General features: G+C 70.8%; 20 protein-coding genes. 10 read left to right on the top strand and 10 right to left on the bottom strand.

Annotated features, from left to right (window positions below; translation table 11 throughout):
* Positions 1-124 precede the first annotated feature (124 nt).
* Positions 125-571: a hypothetical protein gene (locus tag PV963_RS18290; RefSeq protein WP_274816805.1), complete on the bottom strand. Its 447-nt coding sequence runs from the start codon at positions 569-571 to the stop codon at positions 125-127.
* Positions 572-1184: 613 nt separating this feature from the next.
* On the bottom strand, positions 1185-2174 hold the full coding sequence (locus tag PV963_RS18295; RefSeq protein WP_274816806.1) for a hypothetical protein: 990 nt from the start codon (positions 2172-2174) through the stop codon (positions 1185-1187).
* A 175-nt stretch (positions 2175-2349) separates the two neighbouring features.
* On the opposite strand from PV963_RS18295, the gene PV963_RS18300 reads away from it, so the two are divergent.
* The 3 genes from PV963_RS18300 (at position 2350) to PV963_RS18310 (ending at position 5345) form a co-directional block, all read left to right on the top strand.
* Positions 2350-2622, top strand: coding sequence for a heavy-metal-associated domain-containing protein (locus tag PV963_RS18300; RefSeq protein ID WP_274816807.1), 273 nt, complete (start codon positions 2350-2352; stop codon positions 2620-2622).
* Between the two features lie 136 nt (positions 2623-2758).
* Positions 2759-5032, top strand: a complete 2274-nt coding sequence (locus PV963_RS18305; RefSeq protein WP_274816808.1) for a heavy metal translocating P-type ATPase — start codon at positions 2759-2761, stop codon at positions 5030-5032.
* Between the two features lie 31 nt (positions 5033-5063).
* Positions 5064-5345, top strand: coding sequence for a metal-sensitive transcriptional regulator (locus PV963_RS18310; protein ID WP_274816809.1), 282 nt, complete (start codon positions 5064-5066; stop codon positions 5343-5345).
* Between the two features lie 50 nt (positions 5346-5395).
* Here the strand turns inward: PV963_RS18310 and PV963_RS18315 are convergent, their stop codons facing one another.
* Positions 5396-5569 carry a hypothetical protein gene (locus tag PV963_RS18315; RefSeq protein ID WP_274816810.1) on the bottom strand — a complete coding sequence of 58 codons (174 nt, stop codon included), beginning with the start codon at positions 5567-5569 and terminating at the stop codon, positions 5396-5398.
* A 114-nt stretch (positions 5570-5683) separates the two neighbouring features.
* Here PV963_RS18315 and PV963_RS18320 point away from each other — a divergent pair, with 114 nt between their 5' ends.
* The 6 genes from PV963_RS18320 (at position 5684) to PV963_RS18345 (ending at position 10302) form a co-directional block, all read left to right on the top strand.
* Complete coding sequence (locus PV963_RS18320; RefSeq protein ID WP_274816811.1) at positions 5684-6076, top strand: BlaI/MecI/CopY family transcriptional regulator; 393 nt, start codon at positions 5684-5686, stop codon at positions 6074-6076.
* Positions 6073-7056 (top strand): M56 family metallopeptidase, encoded by a 984-nt coding sequence (locus tag PV963_RS18325; protein WP_274816812.1) that lies wholly within the window; start codon positions 6073-6075, stop codon positions 7054-7056. The genes PV963_RS18320 and PV963_RS18325 overlap by 4 nt, the downstream gene beginning before the upstream one ends.
* A gap of 31 nt (positions 7057-7087) precedes the next feature.
* The gene (locus PV963_RS18330; RefSeq protein ID WP_274816813.1) at positions 7088-7561 is read left to right on the top strand and encodes a GNAT family N-acetyltransferase; all 474 of its coding nucleotides are present in this window, start codon (positions 7088-7090) and stop codon (positions 7559-7561) included.
* Positions 7562-7752: 191 nt separating this feature from the next.
* A complete protein-coding gene (locus PV963_RS18335; RefSeq protein WP_274816814.1) occupies positions 7753-8613 on the top strand; it encodes a class I SAM-dependent methyltransferase in 861 nt (286 codons plus the stop codon).
* Positions 8614-8822: 209 nt separating this feature from the next.
* The gene (locus PV963_RS18340; RefSeq protein ID WP_274816815.1) at positions 8823-9770 is read left to right on the top strand and encodes a helix-turn-helix transcriptional regulator; all 948 of its coding nucleotides are present in this window, start codon (positions 8823-8825) and stop codon (positions 9768-9770) included.
* Between the two features lie 103 nt (positions 9771-9873).
* On the top strand, positions 9874-10302 hold the full coding sequence (locus PV963_RS18345) for a Fur family transcriptional regulator (protein ID WP_274816816.1): 429 nt from the start codon (positions 9874-9876) through the stop codon (positions 10300-10302).
* A 90-nt stretch (positions 10303-10392) separates the two neighbouring features.
* Here PV963_RS18345 and PV963_RS18350 read toward each other — a convergent pair whose 3' ends face one another.
* The 6 genes from PV963_RS18350 to asnB form a co-directional block, all read right to left on the bottom strand.
* Positions 10393-10650, bottom strand: a complete 258-nt coding sequence (locus PV963_RS18350; RefSeq protein ID WP_274816817.1) for a hypothetical protein — start codon at positions 10648-10650, stop codon at positions 10393-10395.
* Positions 10651-10872: 222 nt separating this feature from the next.
* Positions 10873-12216 carry a D-inositol-3-phosphate glycosyltransferase gene (gene mshA, locus PV963_RS18355; RefSeq protein WP_425541022.1) on the bottom strand — a complete coding sequence of 448 codons (1344 nt, stop codon included), beginning with the start codon at positions 12214-12216 and terminating at the stop codon, positions 10873-10875.
* 69 nt (positions 12217-12285) lie between these two features.
* Positions 12286-13866, bottom strand: a complete 1581-nt coding sequence (locus PV963_RS18360) for a class I tRNA ligase family protein (RefSeq protein WP_274816818.1) — start codon at positions 13864-13866, stop codon at positions 12286-12288.
* A gap of 49 nt (positions 13867-13915) precedes the next feature.
* Entirely contained in the window at positions 13916-14653 is a 738-nt protein-coding gene (locus PV963_RS18365) for an SDR family oxidoreductase (protein ID WP_274816819.1), read from the bottom strand.
* A 140-nt stretch (positions 14654-14793) separates the two neighbouring features.
* Entirely contained in the window at positions 14794-15753 is a 960-nt protein-coding gene (locus PV963_RS18370) for a PrpF domain-containing protein (RefSeq protein WP_274816820.1), read from the bottom strand.
* Positions 15750-17525: an asparagine synthase (glutamine-hydrolyzing) gene (asnB, locus tag PV963_RS18375; RefSeq protein ID WP_274816821.1), complete on the bottom strand. Its 1776-nt coding sequence runs from the start codon at positions 17523-17525 to the stop codon at positions 15750-15752. Before asnB ends, PV963_RS18370 begins: the two co-directional genes overlap by 4 nt.
* Before the next feature lie 135 nt (positions 17526-17660).
* Between asnB and PV963_RS18380 the strand changes: the two genes are divergently transcribed.
* Entirely contained in the window at positions 17661-18401 is a 741-nt protein-coding gene (locus tag PV963_RS18380) for a PIG-L deacetylase family protein (protein ID WP_274816822.1), read from the top strand.
* Positions 18402-18411: 10 nt separating this feature from the next.
* Here PV963_RS18380 and PV963_RS18385 read toward each other — a convergent pair whose 3' ends face one another.
* Entirely contained in the window at positions 18412-19092 is a 681-nt protein-coding gene (locus PV963_RS18385) for a maleylpyruvate isomerase family mycothiol-dependent enzyme (RefSeq protein ID WP_274816823.1), read from the bottom strand.
* Positions 19093-19096: the final 4 nt, after the last annotated feature.

The raw sequence follows: 19096 nt of genomic DNA on the forward strand, positions 1-19096 counted from the left end.
GATGAAAGGCCGGTGCGGGTTCATCTCGCGTCCCGTGGCGAGGCGACAGACGCGGACCGTGGGGTCCGGGCACACACCCTGGGCACGCGGCAGCCGTGAGGTCGGTCGGCTGCGAGCGAGTGGTCTAGATCCGCCACCGCGATGTGACGACGAGTGCCACGCGGCCGGTGCGTGCGCTGCGACGTCTGCGGCAGGGCTGCCGTATGAGGGTTCTCCCCGCAGCCAGTGACACCGCGACGAGTACGACGACGGCCATCGCACCGGGGGGAAGCTCGTCGACCGGCTGGAGCGCCGTCCGGACGATCACGTCGGCCGCACAGTCCGCGGCCCCGGGGTTGTGGGGGTCGTGGGGGCCATGGGGCCCATGAGGGTGCTCGCCCGCGGCCATCGCCGGGAATCCGGCAGGCGCGGACACCGACTCGTGCGTCTCCTGAGGCACGCCGTGTACGACGGCGCACAGCACGAGTGCCATCACGAGGGCGCCGCGGATCGCCGGGACGAGTCGGCGCCACAGGGGAGAGCCGCACGGGGCCGATGGGGTGTGCGTGAGCGTACGGGTATGTGTCGGCACAGGTCCTCCGCGCTGCTGCCACGTCTCCGGCAAGGGACGGAGCGAGGCGCAGACATGGGTGGGGGCAGGACGGCTTCGACGAGCCGGTCGGAGGAACTCGTACTTCTAGACCCGCTGCACCACGGAGGCTGCTCTCAGAGCTATGTCAGACGCGCCGTCCATGGGGCCACCGGAGGCCGGCCCCCGAACGGTTGAGGCGTCGTAGGAATCGGACGATGCGCGAACGGCCGCTGCGAAGCAGGGCGATGCCAGGGCCGAACCCTGCTGAGGCTGCCCGGACACGCAGTGCTCGCCGGGATGTGACGGCTCATGGCCGCCACGGTGATCGTCGGTTTCCGCGGCGAACGGCGGCGCGGGCTCGACGGCTGTGTGGCGGACACCGTCGGCCGACGGTGCGGCGGGGACCGCCGCGATGGTGGAGAGGTGCCCCTGGGCACTCTCCACGTGCACGCCGTGCGTCACAAGGACACCGAACAGGAGCACGGCCAAGGCCAGCACGCGGGGCAACGGACCCGCGGCGGAGCGGGTCCTGACGCTGCGCCAGGGCGACCAAGCCGTAACCATGCCGTGATCCTAGCGGCTCGCCGGCCGTGGTCGGCCACCGGTCCGCACCTCAGTGTGCGTGCCCGGCCTCTTCCTCGGCGGGCTTGGTCTGCGCGGGCTGCCCGGACTCGGCCACCGCGCCGCCCGCATGCACCGTGAAGGCCGCGGTACGGACCTTGCCCTCGTGCTGGAAGTCCAGGAACAGGCGGTACGCGCCGGCGCTCGGCGCCGTCGCCGTGAACGAGACGTCGGGGCCGGGCTCGGTCTTGCCGTCGCCGGGCTCGCCATTGGGGTGGACGTGCAGGTAGGCGAGGTCGCCGGAGCGCAGGGCGACAAGGTGGCCGTAGGCGCCCAGGTAGGGCTGGAGGTTGCGGACCGGCTTGCCGTCCTTTGCCACCGTCAGCGTGAGTTCGCCGGCCTTGCCGGGGGTCAGCGCGCCGCGCAGCTTCACCTCGTAGCCGTCGACCTTCGCCGTGGTGTTGTGCTCGGGCAGCTCGCCGGGCTCGTACGGCCCGGACGCCGCGAGGTCGGCACCGAGGGTGAGCGCCTCGCCGCCCTTCGGCTTGAAGTCGGCGAAGACGCGGTAACCGCCGGCCTCGGGCAGGTTCACGGGCGTCGACCAGGTGCCGTCCGCGGCCCGGGCGGGGTGCAGGTGCCGGTAGACGGTCAGGTCGCGTGAGGCGACGATCAGGTGCAGATCCTTGCCGTGCTCGCGCTGGTACGCCGTGACCTTGCGTCCGGTCCCGTCCTGGACGACGGCGAAGCGCAGGTCGGTCTTCTTGCCGGCCTCGACGCGCGGGGTCTTCAGATCGAGCGTGTAGCCGTTCCCGGAGATCTGGAGGCCTCCTGGCGGTTCCGCTTCGTGGCCGCCGGCCTTCGCCTCGTGGTGCCCGGCCGCCTCTTCCCCGTGCCCGGCGGACACGTGGCCTTCGCCGTCACTGTGCGTACCGCTCTTCGGCTCGGGTGAGATCGGGCCGACCGCGCCGCCCACGCCGTAGGCGGCGCCGAACGTCGCGGCGAGCGCGGCGGCGAAGACGGTGATCCGCAGTCCGGTGTTCATGACCCACTCCTGTCTCTCCGGGCCGCTCGTGCATGCGACCGACACCTTCAACATACCCCCCGGGGGTACTAAGTCAAGTTCGCGCAGCGCTTGCCATCGAATACGGGGCGGGGGTATACCTAGAGTCGTCGCAGATACCCCCTAGGGGTATGAGACCACTAGTTGCGGAGGACCCGTGTCGAACTGCTGCACCCCTGACGGAAGCTGCCACACCACGACGGAGATCAAGACCACCTACAAGGTCGGCGGCGTGGGCAGCGCACACTGCCAGGGCGTCGTCGCCAAGGCGGTCGGCGGCCTGGACGAGGTCGCCGCGGTCGAGGTCGAGATCGGCACCGGCCTGGTCACGGTGACGACCGCGGCCGAGCCCGACGAGGCGCTCGACGCGCTGATCGCCAAGACCGTCGACGAGGCCGGCTACGACTTCGCCGGCCGCGTGGCCGCCTGACCCACGAGCCGGGCGGGGGCCGCACACCCTCGCGGCCCCCGTTCTCCCTGTCTTCTTTCGCACATCTCGTCTTGCGCGCATCTCCAGTCGCGCATCTCCAGTCGCGCATCGCGTCCGTGAGCTCCGAGGAGCAGACATGACCACCACCACGCCCGGCGCCGCCGAGGTCGAACTCGCCATCGGCGGCATGACCTGCGCCTCGTGCGCCGCCCGGATCGAGAAGAAGCTCAACCGCCTGGACGGGGTCGAGGCCACCGTCAACTACGCCACCGAGAAGGCGAAGGTCACCTACCGCGAGGACGTGACCGTCCCGGACCTGATCGCGGCGGTCGAGGCCACCGGCTACACCGCACAGGAGCCCCGGCCCGAGACCGCCCGCTCCGACGACTCCGCGTCCGGTGAGGGCTCCGCGCAGGCGGAGAGCGACGAGCTGCGGCCGCTGCGCCAGCGGCTGCTCGCCGCCGTGGCACTCGCCGTCCCCGTGATCGCGATGGCCATGGTCCCGGCGCTGCAGTTCGAGTACTGGCAGTGGCTCTCACTCACGCTGGCGGCGCCCGTGGTGACGTACGCCGCCTGGCCCTTCCACAAGGCCGCCTGGACGAACGCCAAGCACGGTGCCGCGACGATGGACACGCTGATCTCCGTCGGCACCGCGGCGGCGTTCCTGTGGTCGCTGTGGGCGCTGTTCTTCGGCACGGCCGGCACGCCGGGCATGACCCACCCCTTCGAGCTCACCATCGCCCGCACCGACGGCGCCGGGAACATCTACCTGGAGGCCGCGGCGGGTGTCACGGCCTTCATCCTGGCCGGGCGGTACTTCGAGGCTCGCTCCAAGCGGAAGGCGGGGGCGGCGCTGAAGGCCCTGCTGGAGCTCGGCGCCAAGGACGTCACGGTGCTGCGTGGCGGCCGGGAAGAGCTCATCGCTGTCGGCGACTTGAAGGTCGGCGACCGGTTCCTGGTGCGGCCCGGCGAGAAGATCGCCACCGACGGTGTGGTCGTCGAGGGGTCGTCCGCCGTGGACGCCTCCATGCTCACCGGCGAGTCGGTGCCGGTCGAGGTCGGCACCGGGGACGCCGTCACCGGCGCCACGCTCAACGCCGGCGGCCGCCTGGTCGTCGAGGCCACCCGCGTCGGCGCCGACACCCAGCTCGCCCGCATGGCCAAGCTGGTGGAGGACGCGCAGAACGGCAAGGCCGCCGCACAGCGGCTGGCCGACAAGATCTCCGCGGTCTTCGTCCCGGTCGTGATCGCCCTGGCGCTCGGCACTCTGGGCTTCTGGCTCGGCAACGGCGCCGGACTGACCGCCGCCTTCACCGCCGCGGTCGCCGTCCTGATCATCGCCTGCCCGTGCGCCCTGGGCCTGGCCACGCCGACCGCCCTCATGGTCGGCACGGGGCGCGGCGCCCAGCTCGGCATCCTCATCAAGGGCCCGGAGGTCCTGGAGACGACGCGCAAGGTCGACACCATCGTCCTGGACAAGACCGGCACCGTCACCACCGGCAAGATGACCCTGCTCGCCGTGCACACCGCGGACGGCACCGACGAGGACGAGGTCCTGCGCCTCGCGGGCGCTCTCGAGCACTCCTCCGAGCACCCCATCGCCCAGGCCGTCGCCTCCGGCGCCGCTGCCCGGGTCGGCGCACTGCCCGTCCCGGAGGACTTCGCCAACATCGCCGGTCTCGGTGTCCAGGGCATCGTCGAGGGCCACGCGGTCCTCGTCGGCCGGGAGAAGCTGCTGGACGAGTGGGCCATGTCCCTGCCGGCGGTGCTGCAGCGCGCCAAGGCCGAGGCCGAGGCGGCCGGGCGAACGGCCATCGCGGTCGCCTGGGACGGCGAGGCCCGCGCGGTCCTGGAGGTCGCCGACGCCATCAAGGAGACCAGCCCGGAGGCCATCAGGCGGCTGCGCGGGCTCGGCCTCACCCCCATCCTGCTGACCGGTGACAACAAGGCGGTCGCCGAGGCGGTCGCCGCGGAGACGGGCATCGCACCCGAGCACGTGATCGCCGAGGTCATGCCGCAGGACAAGGTCGATGTCGTCAAGCGCCTGCAGGACGAGGGGCGTTCGGTCGCCATGGTCGGCGACGGTGTCAACGACGCGGCCGCACTCGCCCAGGCCGATCTGGGCCTGGCGATGGGAACGGGCACGGACGCCGCGATCGAGGCGGGCGACCTCACGCTCGTGCGAGGCGACCTGAGGGTCGCGGCGGACGCCATCCGCCTGTCCCGCAAGACGCTGGGCACCATCAAGTCCAACCTCTTCTGGGCCTTCGCCTACAACGTCGCCGCCCTGCCGCTCGCCGCCGCCGGACTGCTCAACCCGATGATCGCCGGAGCGGCCATGGCCTTCTCCTCGGTCTTCGTGGTCGGCAACAGCCTGCGGCTGCGCGGCTTCCAGCCCGCCGACCGCTGAAGCGGCCAACCAGGACGGGAAGGAGGCCGCCGTGGCCGCAGAGCAGACCCATCGGGACGTCATTCTCCGACGGCTCCGCCGGATCGAGGGCCAGGTGCGGGGACTGCAGCGCATGGTCGAGGAGGAGACCTACTGCATCGACGTCCTGACCCAGGTCGCCGCCGCCAACGCCGCGCTCCAGTCCTGCGCGCTGGCCCTGCTGGACGAGCACCTCAACTGCTGCGTCACGGAGGCCATCGTGGAGGGCGGCGAGCAGGCCAGAACCAAGGTCAACGAGGCGTCCAAGGCAATCGCCCGGCTCGTACGGGCGTGACCTCCAGATTTCCGGGCCCGGGCGGTTGAACCGCCCGGGCCCGGCGCTGCTCAGACTCCTTTGCCCGCGGGGCAGCCGGCGCTCAGCCGGAGGCTGAGGCGCAGACACAGGCCGAGCACCTGGCGCAACAGCACCAGCTCGGCGCCGCCCAGGTCGCTTCCGCAGACCTTCGCGCACGGGCTTTTCGCGGCTCCGACGGCGATTTCCCTGCTGAATGAGAACATGGAGGCAACATACCCCCTACCGGTATGCGCGACGCCTGTGTGACCATCCTTCACGGACGGGGGGTGCCATACGATGTGAGGCACCTCGGTGACGGGGAAGAAGAGGGGGAAAGGGTGCGACGGCTGGGTGACCTCGAAGCCGAAATCATGGACCGGCTCTGGCGCTGGGGGCGCCCCGCCACGGTCCGGGAGATCGTCAACGACATCAATCACATGCGTCCCGTGGCCTACACGACGGTGATGACGGTCGCGGACATCCTCCACCGCAAAGGCCTGCTCCGCCGCGAGAAGGCCGGCCGCGCCTGGCTGTACGAACCCGAGCGCAGCCGTGAGGAATACACCGCCGCCCTCATGCAGGACGCGCTCGGCAACACCCAGGACCGCCAGGCCGCGCTGCAGCGATTCGTGGAGCACATGTCGCCGGAGGACGTGTCCGCGCTGACTGCCGCACTGCGCGCGATGGGCGGCGCCCCCGGGGGCGCCGAGGAGCCCGGAGCACCCTCGTGACCGAACTCCTCGGTTACTCGGACGGGTTGTTCGTGCCCGGTCATCACGTGCTGCCGCCTGTGACCATCGCCCTGGTGGCCGGGGTGTCGCTGGCGAGGGCGCTTGCCCGCAGCCATTGGGCGCACCGGACACCCCGGCTGGCTCTCGCGGTGTGGATCCTGCTCGGACTGTCCCTCATCGCTTCCGTGTCCATGACGGCCCTGCAACTCCTGCTTCCGACAGCGAGCAGCCACCATTTGTCCCGCCTCACCGAGGCCTGCGTCGTTTCCGGCGGCACGCAGTGCGGGCCTCTCCCTCCGGACGGCCTGGCAGGCGTGGACACCCGCGTGTGGGCGGGCCTTTTCGCGGCTGCCTGCGTGCCCGCGGCTTTCGCTGTCGCCTTCGTACGTGAACTCCTGAGCGCGAGGCGCCTGCGGGTACGTCACGCCGAACTGCTGCGCCTCGTCGGCAACAGGCGACCGGAGTTGGGTGCCACGGTGCTGCAGCACGACACCCCGGCCGTGTACTGCCTGCCGGGCCGCGCACCTGAAGTCGTGGTCAGCTCGGGGGCACTTCAGGTCCTGACCGGACAGCAAATGACAGCGGTGCTGGCACACGAGCGGGCGCACATCGCCGGCCGCCACCATCTGCTGGTGGCCGCGGCCGGGGCCTTCGGTGCCATTTTCCGTGGACTGCCACTGGCCCGGCTCGCTCGCACCGAGGTGCCGCTGTTGCTCGAGATGGCAGCCGACGACCGGGCGCTGCGCCGGTGTTCGCGGGACGCACTCGCCACCGCCCTGTACGCGGTGGCATCCGGCCAGGCGCCCCACATGGCCTTCGCGGCGGGCGGGCCGTCGGCTGTGCTGCGCATGCGCCGCATCCTCACACCGCACGCCGCATGCTCTCCGACACTGCGGACAGTGTGTGTGGCACTCACCGCGGCGGCAGCCCTGACTCCGCTTGTCCTGGCTTGCTGTTCCGTTCCGGGTATCACCGGTTGAGTGGTTCGCCCCGGGGGAGGGTGCAGAGCTGATGCACGCGATTGATGTGCGATCCGCCGTCCCTGCCGAGGCGGCCGCCGTATCCCGGCTGCTCGCCGCCGTGATACGCGAGAGCTATACCGGAACTCTGGAAAAGGACGCCGTCGAACGCCTGGTGGGCGTGAATTGCTCACTCCCCCGCATCAGCGCGGAAATAGGAGTTCCTGGTGGCGCGCCGAGCTGGTTGGGCTGGCTGGTGGCCGCCGAGGCCGACCAGGTCGTCGGCGCGGCCGCCGGAGGCGTACCCGCCCCGGGTGAGGGCGAGTTGTACGTGCTGTGCACCGCACCCGAGCGCCGCCGTGACGGGATCGGAAGTGCGCTGCTGTCCGTTCTCACCGAGCGCATGCGAAGGCACGACGCCCGGCGTCAGTCGGTCAGTCTGCCGACGGAGGCCGACCCCGCACTGCCCTTCTACACGGTTCACGGCTTCACGGGCGCGGGACGGCGGTTGAGCCGGGGCATGTGACAGTCGCGCATTCGACGTACGCATCGCTCATGAAGTCCGACGTCCTTGGCGTAGACGCGCGTTGGCGTGAACGCGCATCCGTGGAGGCTGGCCCGGCGTAAAGGCTTCCGGACACGATGGTGCCGCGGCGCGGTCCCGGCGGCACGGGGCCCGCCCGGACGGCAGGACCGGTCGAGCCACCTGGAGGAGCGATGTACACACAGACCGGCACACCGGTGACGCCTGCGCTCGGCCCGGTCCCGCCGTCCCGGATCACCACCGCCTCCCCCGCGCTGTGCGCCTGGCTTCCCGGTCTGGAGTCCCTCGCCCCCCACACCGAGGACCAGCTGTGGCTGCACGACGCCCTGCTGGGGCCGTTCAGCGGCGACATCGTGGAGTATCTGGCCCTGGCCAGGGCCACCGGCGGCCCCGTGCTCGACCTGGGCTCGGGCGCCGGACGGCTCACCGTCCCGTTCGCCCGCCACGGGTTCACCGTCGAGGCGGTCGACCGGGACGCCCCGAGCCTGGAGAGACTGCGCGCCTGGGCCGATCGCGTCGGCCCGCGGGTCCGCGGCCGGGTCACCACCACCCGCGCCGATCTCGCCCACCTGCGCCTGCACCGGCGCTACCGACTCACCCTGCTGGCAGGGGCGATGATCGCGGCGATCCCCCCGCACGCCCGCCCCGGGATCCTGCGCGAGATCGCCGCCCACCTGGGCTCGGACGGCGCACTCGCCCTGGACTACACGGCTCATGACGCGGCGGGTCTCGCCGAACACCCCCGCCGCACCTGGGCGTTCCAGGTGCCGCGGTTCGACGGGGTCACCGAGTGGGTCGTGGCCCGTCAGGTCTTCGACCTCGCCACCATGAGCGAGCAGATCACCTACTTCATCGAGCGCTCGGGGAAGACCCGGATCCGCCGGTCGATCGCGACCACCGACAAGTGGATCGTGAATCAGCAAGACCTGCTGCGGGAACTGCGGGCCGCCGGCCTGCACATCGCCGACCAGCGGCAGCAGTGGCTCGACGAGCGGACGCACAGCGTCCTCCTCGTGTGCCACCCCTCCGAGTGACGCCCGTCACATTACTAAGATGACTCGGAGATCCTGAGCACCTTGTGTGACAAGGTGTGATCGGGGCATTTCGAAGAATCACGAGGGGGCGCTTCGCAGTGGTCTACGGCAGTGGCAGAACAGGGACTCAATCCACTGATCTGGCTCTCGCCTTCTACCGGAGACTGCGAGCGCGAGGGGCGTCCAGCTTCCGGGAAGTCGCGTTCGAGATGGACTTGTCGGACGACGAACGTGATCGATGCCGCAACGAGTTACTCGGCCTCGGCCTGGTCGTCCCGACGGGGCGACTCCACGACAACCGCCTCGAACTGGACGCGGGCAAGGCATCGGAGGCGGAAAGCGACTCGGTCACCGTCATAGCCCCCGAGATCGCTCTGATCAGACTGCTGGAGCGGGAGCGCACCCGGCTGCGCAACCACCTCGATCAGGCCGACCAGGCACACCACACCCTGCAGACACTGGCCGGCAACTTCCTGCGCACCGAGACACTGGCCCAGGCGGCAGGCGTGGAGGTCGAGATCATCAGCGACTACCGCCGTATCCAACAGGTGCTCGAGGACATCACGGACACCGTGCAGCACCGCCTCGCCTCGATGCATCCCATCGCGCGCGGCAGGGAGATTCCCGAGCGAGCGCTCGACCGTGATCGGCGTCAGATCGAGAACGGCGTCCAGGTTCGCTCCATCTTCAATCAGCGCCTCACATCGGTCCCCGAAGACGCCGACCATCTGAGGATGAAGGCGAAACTGGGCGTCGAGGTACGCCTCTCCCCGGTCGTGCCCATGAACATGATCATCGCCGATGAGCAGTTCGCCCTGCTCCCGGCCGACCCCGAGGACGGCTCAGCGGGGGCCATCCTGGCCCGCGGCCCTGCCCTCGTACGGTCCTATCTGACTCTGTTCGAGCACTGCTGGCACACCGCGACCCCGTACGGCGAGCAGGCTCAGCCCGCGCGAGGGGGCGACGGACTCACCGAACAGCAGCGCGCGGCCCTGCGCATGCTCGCCTCCGGCATGAAGGACGAAAAGGTCGCCCGCAGCCTCGGCGTCTCCCTGCGCACCGTCAGCAGGATGATCTCCGAGCTGATGCAGGAGCTGGGCGCGTCCAGCCGTTTTGAAGCAGGGGTGCGCGCCTCCCGGCTGGGCTGGCTCGACTGACAGCCCGCAGACGGCTGCCCCGGCGGCTGTCGGCTCTCTGCACTCCGGTGGGGACAAGAGGTACGATTCATTCAAACTTTTGGTCTCACCAGGCGGCGGAGAGATGACACGCGAAGCAGTGGCGAACGAGCGCGAAGCGGCGATCCAGCAGCTCCGCGATGTCGGTCTGCGCGTGACGAGCCCCCGTCTGGAGGTGCTGCAGGTGTTGACGGCCGGCGGCCACCTCGACGTGGAGGAACTGACCGCCGCGGCCCGGGAGCGCCTGGGCACGCTGACGTCCCAGGCCGTCTATGAAATGCTGCGGCATTTTCTGGACACCGGCCTGGTGACAAAATTCGAGCGCCCCGGATGGCCGGCCGTCTTCGAACTCTCGGGTCCACCGCACCAGCATGCACTGTGCGTCAAATGCGGACGCGTGCAGAATGTCGTCCACGTGGCACCGGTCCCTCCCGGAGACGACCTCACGGACTGGCAGGTGAATGACGCCGACATCGTCTTCAAGGGGCTGTGCCCCGACTGCCGAGCCGCCTGAGAAGCCATCGGGCAGCTTGGTCGGCCCATAGGAAAGGGCCCCGGGGAGCCGCTGCGCGCGGCGCTTCCGGGGCCCTTTTCCGTGCGTTCCTTACAGGACAGAGGAATTGCTCGGCCAGTTGTTGTCCTGCGTCGACATCGATGCCGTCGGCCAGTTGTTGTCCTGCGTCGTCATCGGGACCGCCGGCCAGTTGTTGTCCGCGCTGCCGGCCACCACCTGCCGCGAGACGGAGTTCTCGACCGGCAGGGCGGTCGCCACGGCGCCGCCCGCGACGGCCGCGCAGAGAATCACAGCGAGGGTGAACTGGCGAGCAATACGGAATCCGGTGGCGCGCACAGCTGCAGACACTTTTTCCTCCAGGATGTCAATGGAATTCCACCTTCGAGGCCCGTGCCGCCGGGCCCCGTCGAAGACATATTCATCATCACCCGCTCGCGAGGGGGAATCTACGATTCCACAAGTCGTGGATATGTCATGGCGCGGATATGACATCCCAAGGGAATCCGACCAGAATCCGGTCACCGAACCTCATTTGGAACGAGCCATACTTTTGGTCGCACCAAAGGAATGTTAAGCTGGCACTGCGGCCCTTCCGTTCCTCCAGGAGGGAGCGGCCGCCGGGGCAGGGGCGTGCCGCCGCCTCTGCCCCATCCTCGCGCCCCTGTTCTCCAGCGCGCGCTCGTACACCTGAAGCGTCCGCCGGGCCGCGGCGCACCAGTTCATCCCCTGGGCGTGCCGTTCGGCCGCCACCCCCATGGCCTCCGCCGCCGCCGTATGCCGTGCGAACCACAGCAGTCTGCGCGCGTACTCGCCCGGCTCGTGTCCGCCTACGAGCAGTCCCGATTCTCCGTCCCGCACCGCCGTCGGCAGTCCGCCCACGGCCGCGGCCAGCACCGGCGTGCCGCAGGCCTGCGCCTCCAGGGCCACCAGGCCGAAGGACTCGCTGCGCGAGGGCACCACCAGTACATCGGCCGCCCGGTACCACTCCGCCAGCTCCCGTTGCGGCACGGCCCGTTCGAAACGAACCACATCCAGCAGACCGAGCCGCCCGCACAGCTCACGCAGTTCGCCGGGCACCCGCGTGCCCGAGCCGCTGAGCCCGCCGACCACGGGCACGAGCAGCCTTCGGCGCAGATCCGGTGCCTCCCGCAGCAGTTCCGCCACGGCGCGGACCAGGACGTCAGGGCCTTTGAGCGGTTGGATACGACCGGCGAAGAGCGGGACGAACGCCTCCTGCGGCAGGCCCAGTCGGGCGCGTGCCGCCCTCCTGCCGTCGGCGGGGTGGAACGTCCGGGTGTCGACTCCCGGCGTCACGACATCGGTGCGGTGCGGCGCTGCTCCGTAGAGGTTCTGCAGCGCGATCGCTTCCTCGGGCGTGTTGGCGATGAGCCGGTCAGCGGTGGCGACGAGTCCGCTCTCCGCGTGGACGCGCAGTTCCGGCTCGGGCTTGTCGCCGGGCGCGAGGGAGGCGTTCTTGACGCGCGCCATCGTGTGCATCGTGTGCACCAGGGGGACCTGCCACTGCCCGGCGGCGAGGCTGCCCGCCTGACCCGACAGCCAGTAGTGCGAGTGCACCAGGTCGTACGGATTGCCGGCACCTGCCTTCAGCAGGGCGAGGGCGAACTCCAGCACCAGCCCGGGCATGGCTTCCTTGGGCAGGGCACGGCACGGACCCGCGTGCAGGTGCCGTACCTGCACGCCTGGAACGATCTCGACGCGAGGCGGGTGCCCCTCGCCCCGGCAGCGGGTGAACAGGTCGACGCGGGCGCCCTGTTCGGCCAGGGCCCGGGAGAGTTCGACCATGTAGACGTTCATGCCGCCCGCATCGCCCGTGCCGGGCTGGTGGAGCGGCGAGGTGTGGACGCTGAGCATGGCGACGCGCAGAGACACGAGGGGAGCTCCTTCAGCTGTGATGCCCGGTAAGCCGTTGTGCCCACCCGCTCCGCCGGGCGGAGCGGGTGGGCACAACGGCTTACCGGGTGATCAGAAGCCGAAGACGGGTCCGGACGGCGGGGCCAGCCGCGTACCCGGAGCCGGTGGGACAAGCGCTTCTGGCGTCACCGGCCCTCCGGGTGTGAGCCGCAGCGCCTGTGCCAGCCGCGCCGCGCCCTCGGGCATGACGGGCCACGCCCAGGACGTCAGCGCCGAGGCCACCGCCAACTGGGCCATGATCGGCCGGAGATGACGTCCGGTTCCGCTCGGCCGGCGCCGTTCGAAGACGTTGACGTATCCGAAGTCCGTGACACAGCGGACCACTTCGTCCAGGACCGCGACCGCGCGGCGCGGATCGAAGGCTTCGGGCCCGTACGCCTCGCGCACGTCCTGCGCGGCCCGGTGCAGCCGGCGCTCCAACGCCTCCCATCCGTCGCCTCCCGGCTCCGCGTCGGGTACCCGCCCCGCGCATTCCTCGCGTACCGCGGCGAACAACCGGTTGAGCCAGCTGTTCCAGGTGCCGTCCAGCATCTGCCGGGTGCGGTCGAGCTCCTCGCGGCGGAAGTCGGTGCGGCGGCCGAGCGGCCTGGCCGTCAGGACGTGACGGCGCAGCGTGTCCGAGCCGAACTCGGTGAGCAGGTCGAGGGCCCACACCATGGGCTTGCCGTCGGGCCCCCGCGCGTCCTCGACGTCGAGGCGGTAGGTCTCGTTGACGTGGATCTCCTGCGGCAGTTTGACGCCGCGGGCCACGAGGATCGCGGGCAGCAGGACGACGTGGCAGAAGGAGTGCCCGAACCCGCAGAAGTGGATGGTGCGTTCGGGCAGGGGCTTGTTGTCGTAGCCGTAGCCGAACAGGTGCATCGCGGCGGATTCGAAGCAGGCGGCGATGCGGTGCCCGGAGAAGCCGTCGACGGGGATCGGAACGCCCCAGTCCCCCGGGTGCCCTACGGCCACGTCCGGCAGGCCGTCCTCGATGAGGCTCTCGCACAGCACGGCCAAGCGCGGCGGCAGCCCGGCGGAACTCCAGTGGTCGGCGAGCAGATCGCGCAGCGGCTCCAGGGGAAGGTAGAGGCGACGGCAGCGGCGCGGCCGCCCCGGCGAACCGCACAGGGCACACACCGGGTCGATGAGGTCGCCGTCGTTCGGCCTGGCACACGTGTGGCACAGGCCGCCGTCGCCGCGCGTGCCGCAGTGCGGGCAGACGCCGGTGACATGGGCGCCGTGCAGCCAGCGGTCACAGGGTTCGCAGTACGGCAGCATGCGGGTGCGGGGTGCGATGACGCCCTGCGCGTACAGGTCCAGTAACAGGTCCTGGAGCCAGCGCCGGTAGCCACGGTCACGACGTGGCTGGACGATGTGGTCGAACTCCACGCCGGAGCGCAGCCAGTCGGCGGTGATCGCGGCGCGGAAGCCCTCCGCGACCTCCTCCGGCTTGCGTCCACCGCGCAGCGCCCGTAACTCGACCGAGTCGGCGTGATCGGCGGTGCCGGTGGTGAACAGCACGGACTGCCCGTCGGCACGCAAGTGACGGCTGAGCACGTCCGCGGCGACGTAGGGGCCGGCGAGGTGCCCGATGTGCAGCTCGCCGTCGCTGTCGGGCGGGGTTGCGGTGATCCACAGTGGGGTGCTCATGGACGAAGGCTCCTTGGCGGTCAGGTGAACGCCGCTGGACGGCGGGCGCTCAGCGGGGCTCGAAATGGAACGAGCGGATGAAGCAGTCACGTGGTTGCTCGACCGCGTAGACGATGCATTCGAAGAGGGCCTGGGTCGTGAGCTTCTCATCAGGATATTGCGCACCCCTGCCGATGCCCTCCCATTCCGCAGAGCGTGGATCGGAGGTGGAGAAGTCGGGCGGATAGAGGGAGAAGACGCGTACGCCGGAAGGCCGCAGTCGGCGCGCGAGAATGTCGGCGAACCCGGCCTGGGCGCCTTTGGCGGCGTAAAAAGCCTCGTGCGCCGGGGAATCGGCCGCTCCGCCGAGGCTGCAGACAGCGACCATGTTGACGATGTCGGGGCGCTTGGAGGCCCGCAGCAGCGGCAGGAAGTGCTTGACCATGAGCACCGTGCCGCCCGCCGTGGACTCGATGGTCTCGACGATGGAGTCGTCCGAGGCGCCCTCCAGCTCGAAGCCGTCCAGCCAGCGTGCGCCGTTGTTGACGAGCAGGTCCACGCGGTCCGTGTGCTCACCGACCTGCCGGGCGAAGTCCCTGATCTCGGCGGGCCGGCTCAGATCGCAGCCGAACGCGTGAATGCGGTTCCTCGCCTCGCCCAGCACTTCGGTACGGGTGTGTTCCGCGGCCTCGACCGTGCGGGCCGATACGAATACCTCGGCACCCAGGTGCGCGAATCCAATGGCGATCGCCCGCCCGAAATACCGGGACGCCCCGGTCACCACGACGCGTAGATTCTCGAATTTCATCCTGGAGATCGCTCCCCCCGGTCGGGACGCAGCAGAGAAGAATTCCCCTGGGCCTGGCGGGAATGCCTGGCGGGAATTGCTGACCGATCACCAGGGTGGCAGAGAGAGGCCCCGCATCCAGCCCCTGAGCGGGTGCGCGTTCACGCCGTGACGCGGATACGCCAGTCAAGCGGCACGGCGGTTTCGAGCACCCGGGCACGCTTGTCGTGGACGGCGACATGCCGAAGCCGCTTTGCCGTCGCCCCGGTGGAGACGCGGACCGGGCCGGAGGGGGTGTCGAGACGCAAGGAGCGAGCCGCGCGGGAGCACGCCTCGTACGCCGGGTCGCTGTCGTGGGCCAGGCGCGAGGGCAGCGTCCCCGAAACGGCCGTCCCCGCCGCCAGACACACGCTCCCCGTCAGTGCCAGGGCCGGATGCCAGCCGGAGACCGTCACCGCACGGACCGACAACCGCCCGGGGCGGTAGGAGCCCACCGCCGCGACCTTGGGGAGCGCGCCCCGCGGCGGCATCCCCAGCAGCCGGGCCGCCGCCGCCCGCACCGCGATCAGCCGCCCGAGCACCGCCGGCCCCGCGGTGAAGAGCGCGTGCTCCGAGTCCAGCCCGAGGTCGCGGGCGTCGACGAAGACGTACGGATTGCCGTACCGGACGATCGACACCGTGAGCCCGCGGAGCCGGTCGGCGGGGCGGCCGGTGGGCAGCAGGTCCGCGCGCGCGGCGAATCGCTCCAGCCGTACCGTGTACGTCCCGTGCGGCTCCGGCACGCACACCACCGTGTCCCCGGTGGTCACCGCCCGCACCCGCACCGCCCCGAGCCGTCCGGTGCCGACGACGGCCGCGAGCAACGAGTGGCCGCACCCGGTCCGGAAGTCGAAGCCGTCCGGCAGACATTGCACGAAGCGGTAGTCCAGGTCGTACGACGGATCGGCGGATGTCCCGATCAGTGCCAGCTTGCGGATGTGGCCGCGCCCCGTACGCTCCAGCCACCGCCGTACGACGGTGAGTTCCGCGCACGACGCCAGGGCGCCGGCCGGGAGCCGGTCCCTGTGCAGCACGAGGGTCGGCCCGGGCGCGCCTTCGGCCTGGACGATGTCGCCGATCACGCCGCGCAGCCGACGGAGACCCGCAGTCCCTGGACGACTTCGGTCCACAACTCGTGCACGGCCAGCGCCCACAGGGTGAGGGCGTCCTGGTGCGAGGGGTGTGCCGCGTGCCGGGCCAGCAACGCCCGCACCCGCTCCGGCCGCAACTGCCCGGTCCGCGTCAGCCGGGAAGGTGCGAGCAGTTCACGCACCGGTTCGAACAGCGGGCCTCCGGGGGCGAGCATGGCGGCGAGGGGCAAGGTGAAGGGCTGCTTGGGCCTGTTCAGCACGGTCTGCGGCAGCAGGTCGCGCCCTGCTTCGTACAGCGCGCGTTTGCCGTGCCGCTGCTCGGCAGGCAGTCCGCGGGCCACCGCCGCGACGGCCGACTGGCAGAACGGAATCCTGGCCTCCACCGCCCAGGCCATGCTGAGGTGGTCGACGCGGCGCAGATGGTAGGCGGGCAGCCTCCAGCGCGTCTCGAAGCCGGTGAGGGTGCTGACGCGGTCGGCGCGAGAGGCACGCAGCTCGGCCGTGATCCGGTCGGCGGCGGAGCCGTGCTCGGCGATGAAGGCCCGGTAGTCGGGGGTGTAGAGCCACTCGCGCGTCAGGCGCGGAGCGGCGCCGAGTGCGTCGACGTACGCCGCGGTCCAGTCGGTGCCCTCGGGCGCGGCCAGGGCGGCGCGCACCCGGTCGTAGCCGCCGAAGAGTTCGTCGGCGCCGTCTCCGGTGAGGGCCACCGTGAAGCCCGCTGCGCGCACGGCCCGGAAGAGTGCGTAGGTGCTCAGTGTGATGGGATCAGCGTTGGGCTGGCCCAGGTGCCGGATGGTCCGGGTGAGCAGGGACGCGAACTCGGCGGGGTCGACGTCGACCTGGTGGTGGACGGTGCGGGCACGCCGGGCCACGGCCTTGGCGTAGGTGTGTTCGGCGTCCGGCCAGCGGCCGCGGTAGCCGAGGTGGAAAGTGTGCAGCGGCGCGGCGTGCTCCGCGGCGAGCGCGGTCACGAGCCCGGAGTCCAGGCCGCCACTCGTGACGGCGCAGATCGGGGCATCGGCTTCGGCCAGCCGGTGCACCTCACGGCGCAGCGTGTCCAGCACGCCGGCAGCCGGTGCCGGTGCGGCCTGACGTGGACGACGGCGCAGGACGCGCAGGCCTTCGGTGCCGCGGGCCACGGCGGTGGCGCCGGGTGGCAGGTTGCGGATACCGCGCAGGGCGGTTTCGGTGCCGAAGGGTGTCTTGGTGGCCAGTACGGTGTCGAGGGTCTCCTCGCGCGGATCGGCCGGCACCTCGTCGAAGGCGAGCAGCGCCGGGATCTCGGAGGCGAACCGCAGCGCGCCATCGGGTCCCTGGTGGTAGTGCAGGGGCTTCATGCCCATCTCGTCGACCGCGAGGAGGAGTTGGGGCAGCGGCCCCCGCAGGTCGAGGACGGCGATCGCGAACATGCCGTCCAGGTGGTCCGCGAAGGCCGGGCCGTATTCGGCGTACAGCGCGGGCAGGAGGCTGCCGTCACAGGCGTCGGGGAAGCGGTGGCCGCGCGCGGTCAGGTGCCGGCGAAGCTCACGGTGGTTGTAGATCTCACCGTTGAGGACGGCGGTGATGCCTGGTGCGGTCGGCAGCCGGAAGGGCTGGGAGCCGCCCGTCGGGTCGGTGACGGCGAGCCGGTCGCAGCCGAGCGACCAGCCGCGTCCGGCGAGTACACCGCGCTCGTCGGGGCCGCCGTGGCGCTGCCGGGCCGACACCGTGGCCAGCTCGGGGCCTGTGGCCGCCGCGGCGAAGGAGCCGAAGATCCTGCACATGCCGGTACCTCCGGGGTCTTGTATCCACCAATGTTTTGAATCTACCAAATCTTTGGCTGGCACGTAAGTGCCATGTCGCAGACACGCCACGGGCAACGCCTTGTCGCCCTGCCGTGTGGTCAACAGGCTTGCCTCATGGACGAGTTCAAGGCCGACTCCCCCGACCGCGGCGCTCCCGAGACCCTGCTCGTGGTGGCCGCGCACCCGGACGACATCGAGTTCTGCGTGAGCGGCACGGTGATGCAGTGGATCGCGCGCGGCACCCGCGCGACGTACTGCATCGTCACGGACGGCGACGCGGGAGGCTATGACGAGCGGCTGCCGCGCCAGGCGATGGCGGATCTGCGCCGCGCGGAACAGGTCCACTCGGCCAAGCTCAGCGGAGTGCACGAGGTCCGCTTCCTCGGCTACCCCGACAGCTTCGTCGAGCCGAGCGTCGAACTGCGCCGCGACCTGTGCCGCGTGATCCGCCAGGTACGGCCCACGCGCGCGATCGTCCCCAGCCCGGAGATCAACTGGGCGCGGGTCGCGGACCTGCACCCCGACCACCGTGCCGTCGGTGACGCGGCCCTGCGGGCGGTCTACCCCGAGGCGCGCAACCCGTTCGCGCACCCCGAACTCCTCAAGGACGAGGGCCTGGAACCCTGGGTCGTCCCCGAGCTGTGGCTCATGACCGGGCCGAGGCCCAACCAGTACGTCGACGTCACGGCCGTCTTCGACCGGAAGGTCGACGCCCTGCGCATCCACACCTCGCAGACCGCCCACTTCGACGACCTGGCCGGCCTGCTGCGCGACTGGCTCACCGAACACGCCAGGGCGGGCGGCCTGCCACCGGGCCGCCTCGCCGAGGCCTTCCAGATCGTGAAGACGGACTGAGCCGACCGGGTCACCGGTAGATGCACAGCTCCTGCTCCGTCGCACCGTGCAGTTCGTAGCGCGTCCCGACGAGCGGGCGGCCCGTGTAGAGGCGCATCAGTGTCGGCACGTCACCCCAGAACTGCGCGACCGGACGGTCCTCGGTCTCGTCACCGAGGACCAGCGGCGGCGTGCTGCAGGAAAGGAACGCGTGCAGGCGCGGGGTGTTCCGTCTGCGGCTGGTCACTTCGAGAAGCGGCAGCGCGTACTCGGTGCTCCTGCCGCCGTAGGCCCCCGGCTCGCCGAACGCCTCACGTACGTCGCCGGCGTGCACCCACTCCCCCAGCGCGACCGCGTCCAGCCGACCGTCCTTGTGACCGGCGATGACGTCTCCCGCCTCGGTGAAGCCTCGCTCCAACTCGTCGAGGACGCGGCTCAGCGGCCAGTCCTCGCGCTCCGCGACATCGGCGGCGTTCGACTCCGGCAGGAACACGCCTTCCTCGAGGCGGCCCTCGACGATACGGACCAGTGCGGCACCGCAGTGCGCGAGGAGCTGACGCACGGTCCAACCGGGGCAGGCCGTGCGCAGTTCGAACCGCTCCTTGCCGGAGGCGCGGAGCAGGGGCATCAGGGCGTCGCGCTCGGTGCGGAGCAGCCGACCGGGCAGCTCCGGATCCCGCTCGGACTCCTCGTACGCGGAGTACTCGGACATCGTG

Origin of the sequence: Streptomyces coeruleorubidus, from assembly GCF_028885415.1 — a bacterium.
In the GTDB taxonomy this organism is placed as follows: Bacteria; Actinomycetota; Actinomycetes; order Streptomycetales; family Streptomycetaceae; genus Streptomyces; species Streptomyces coeruleorubidus_A.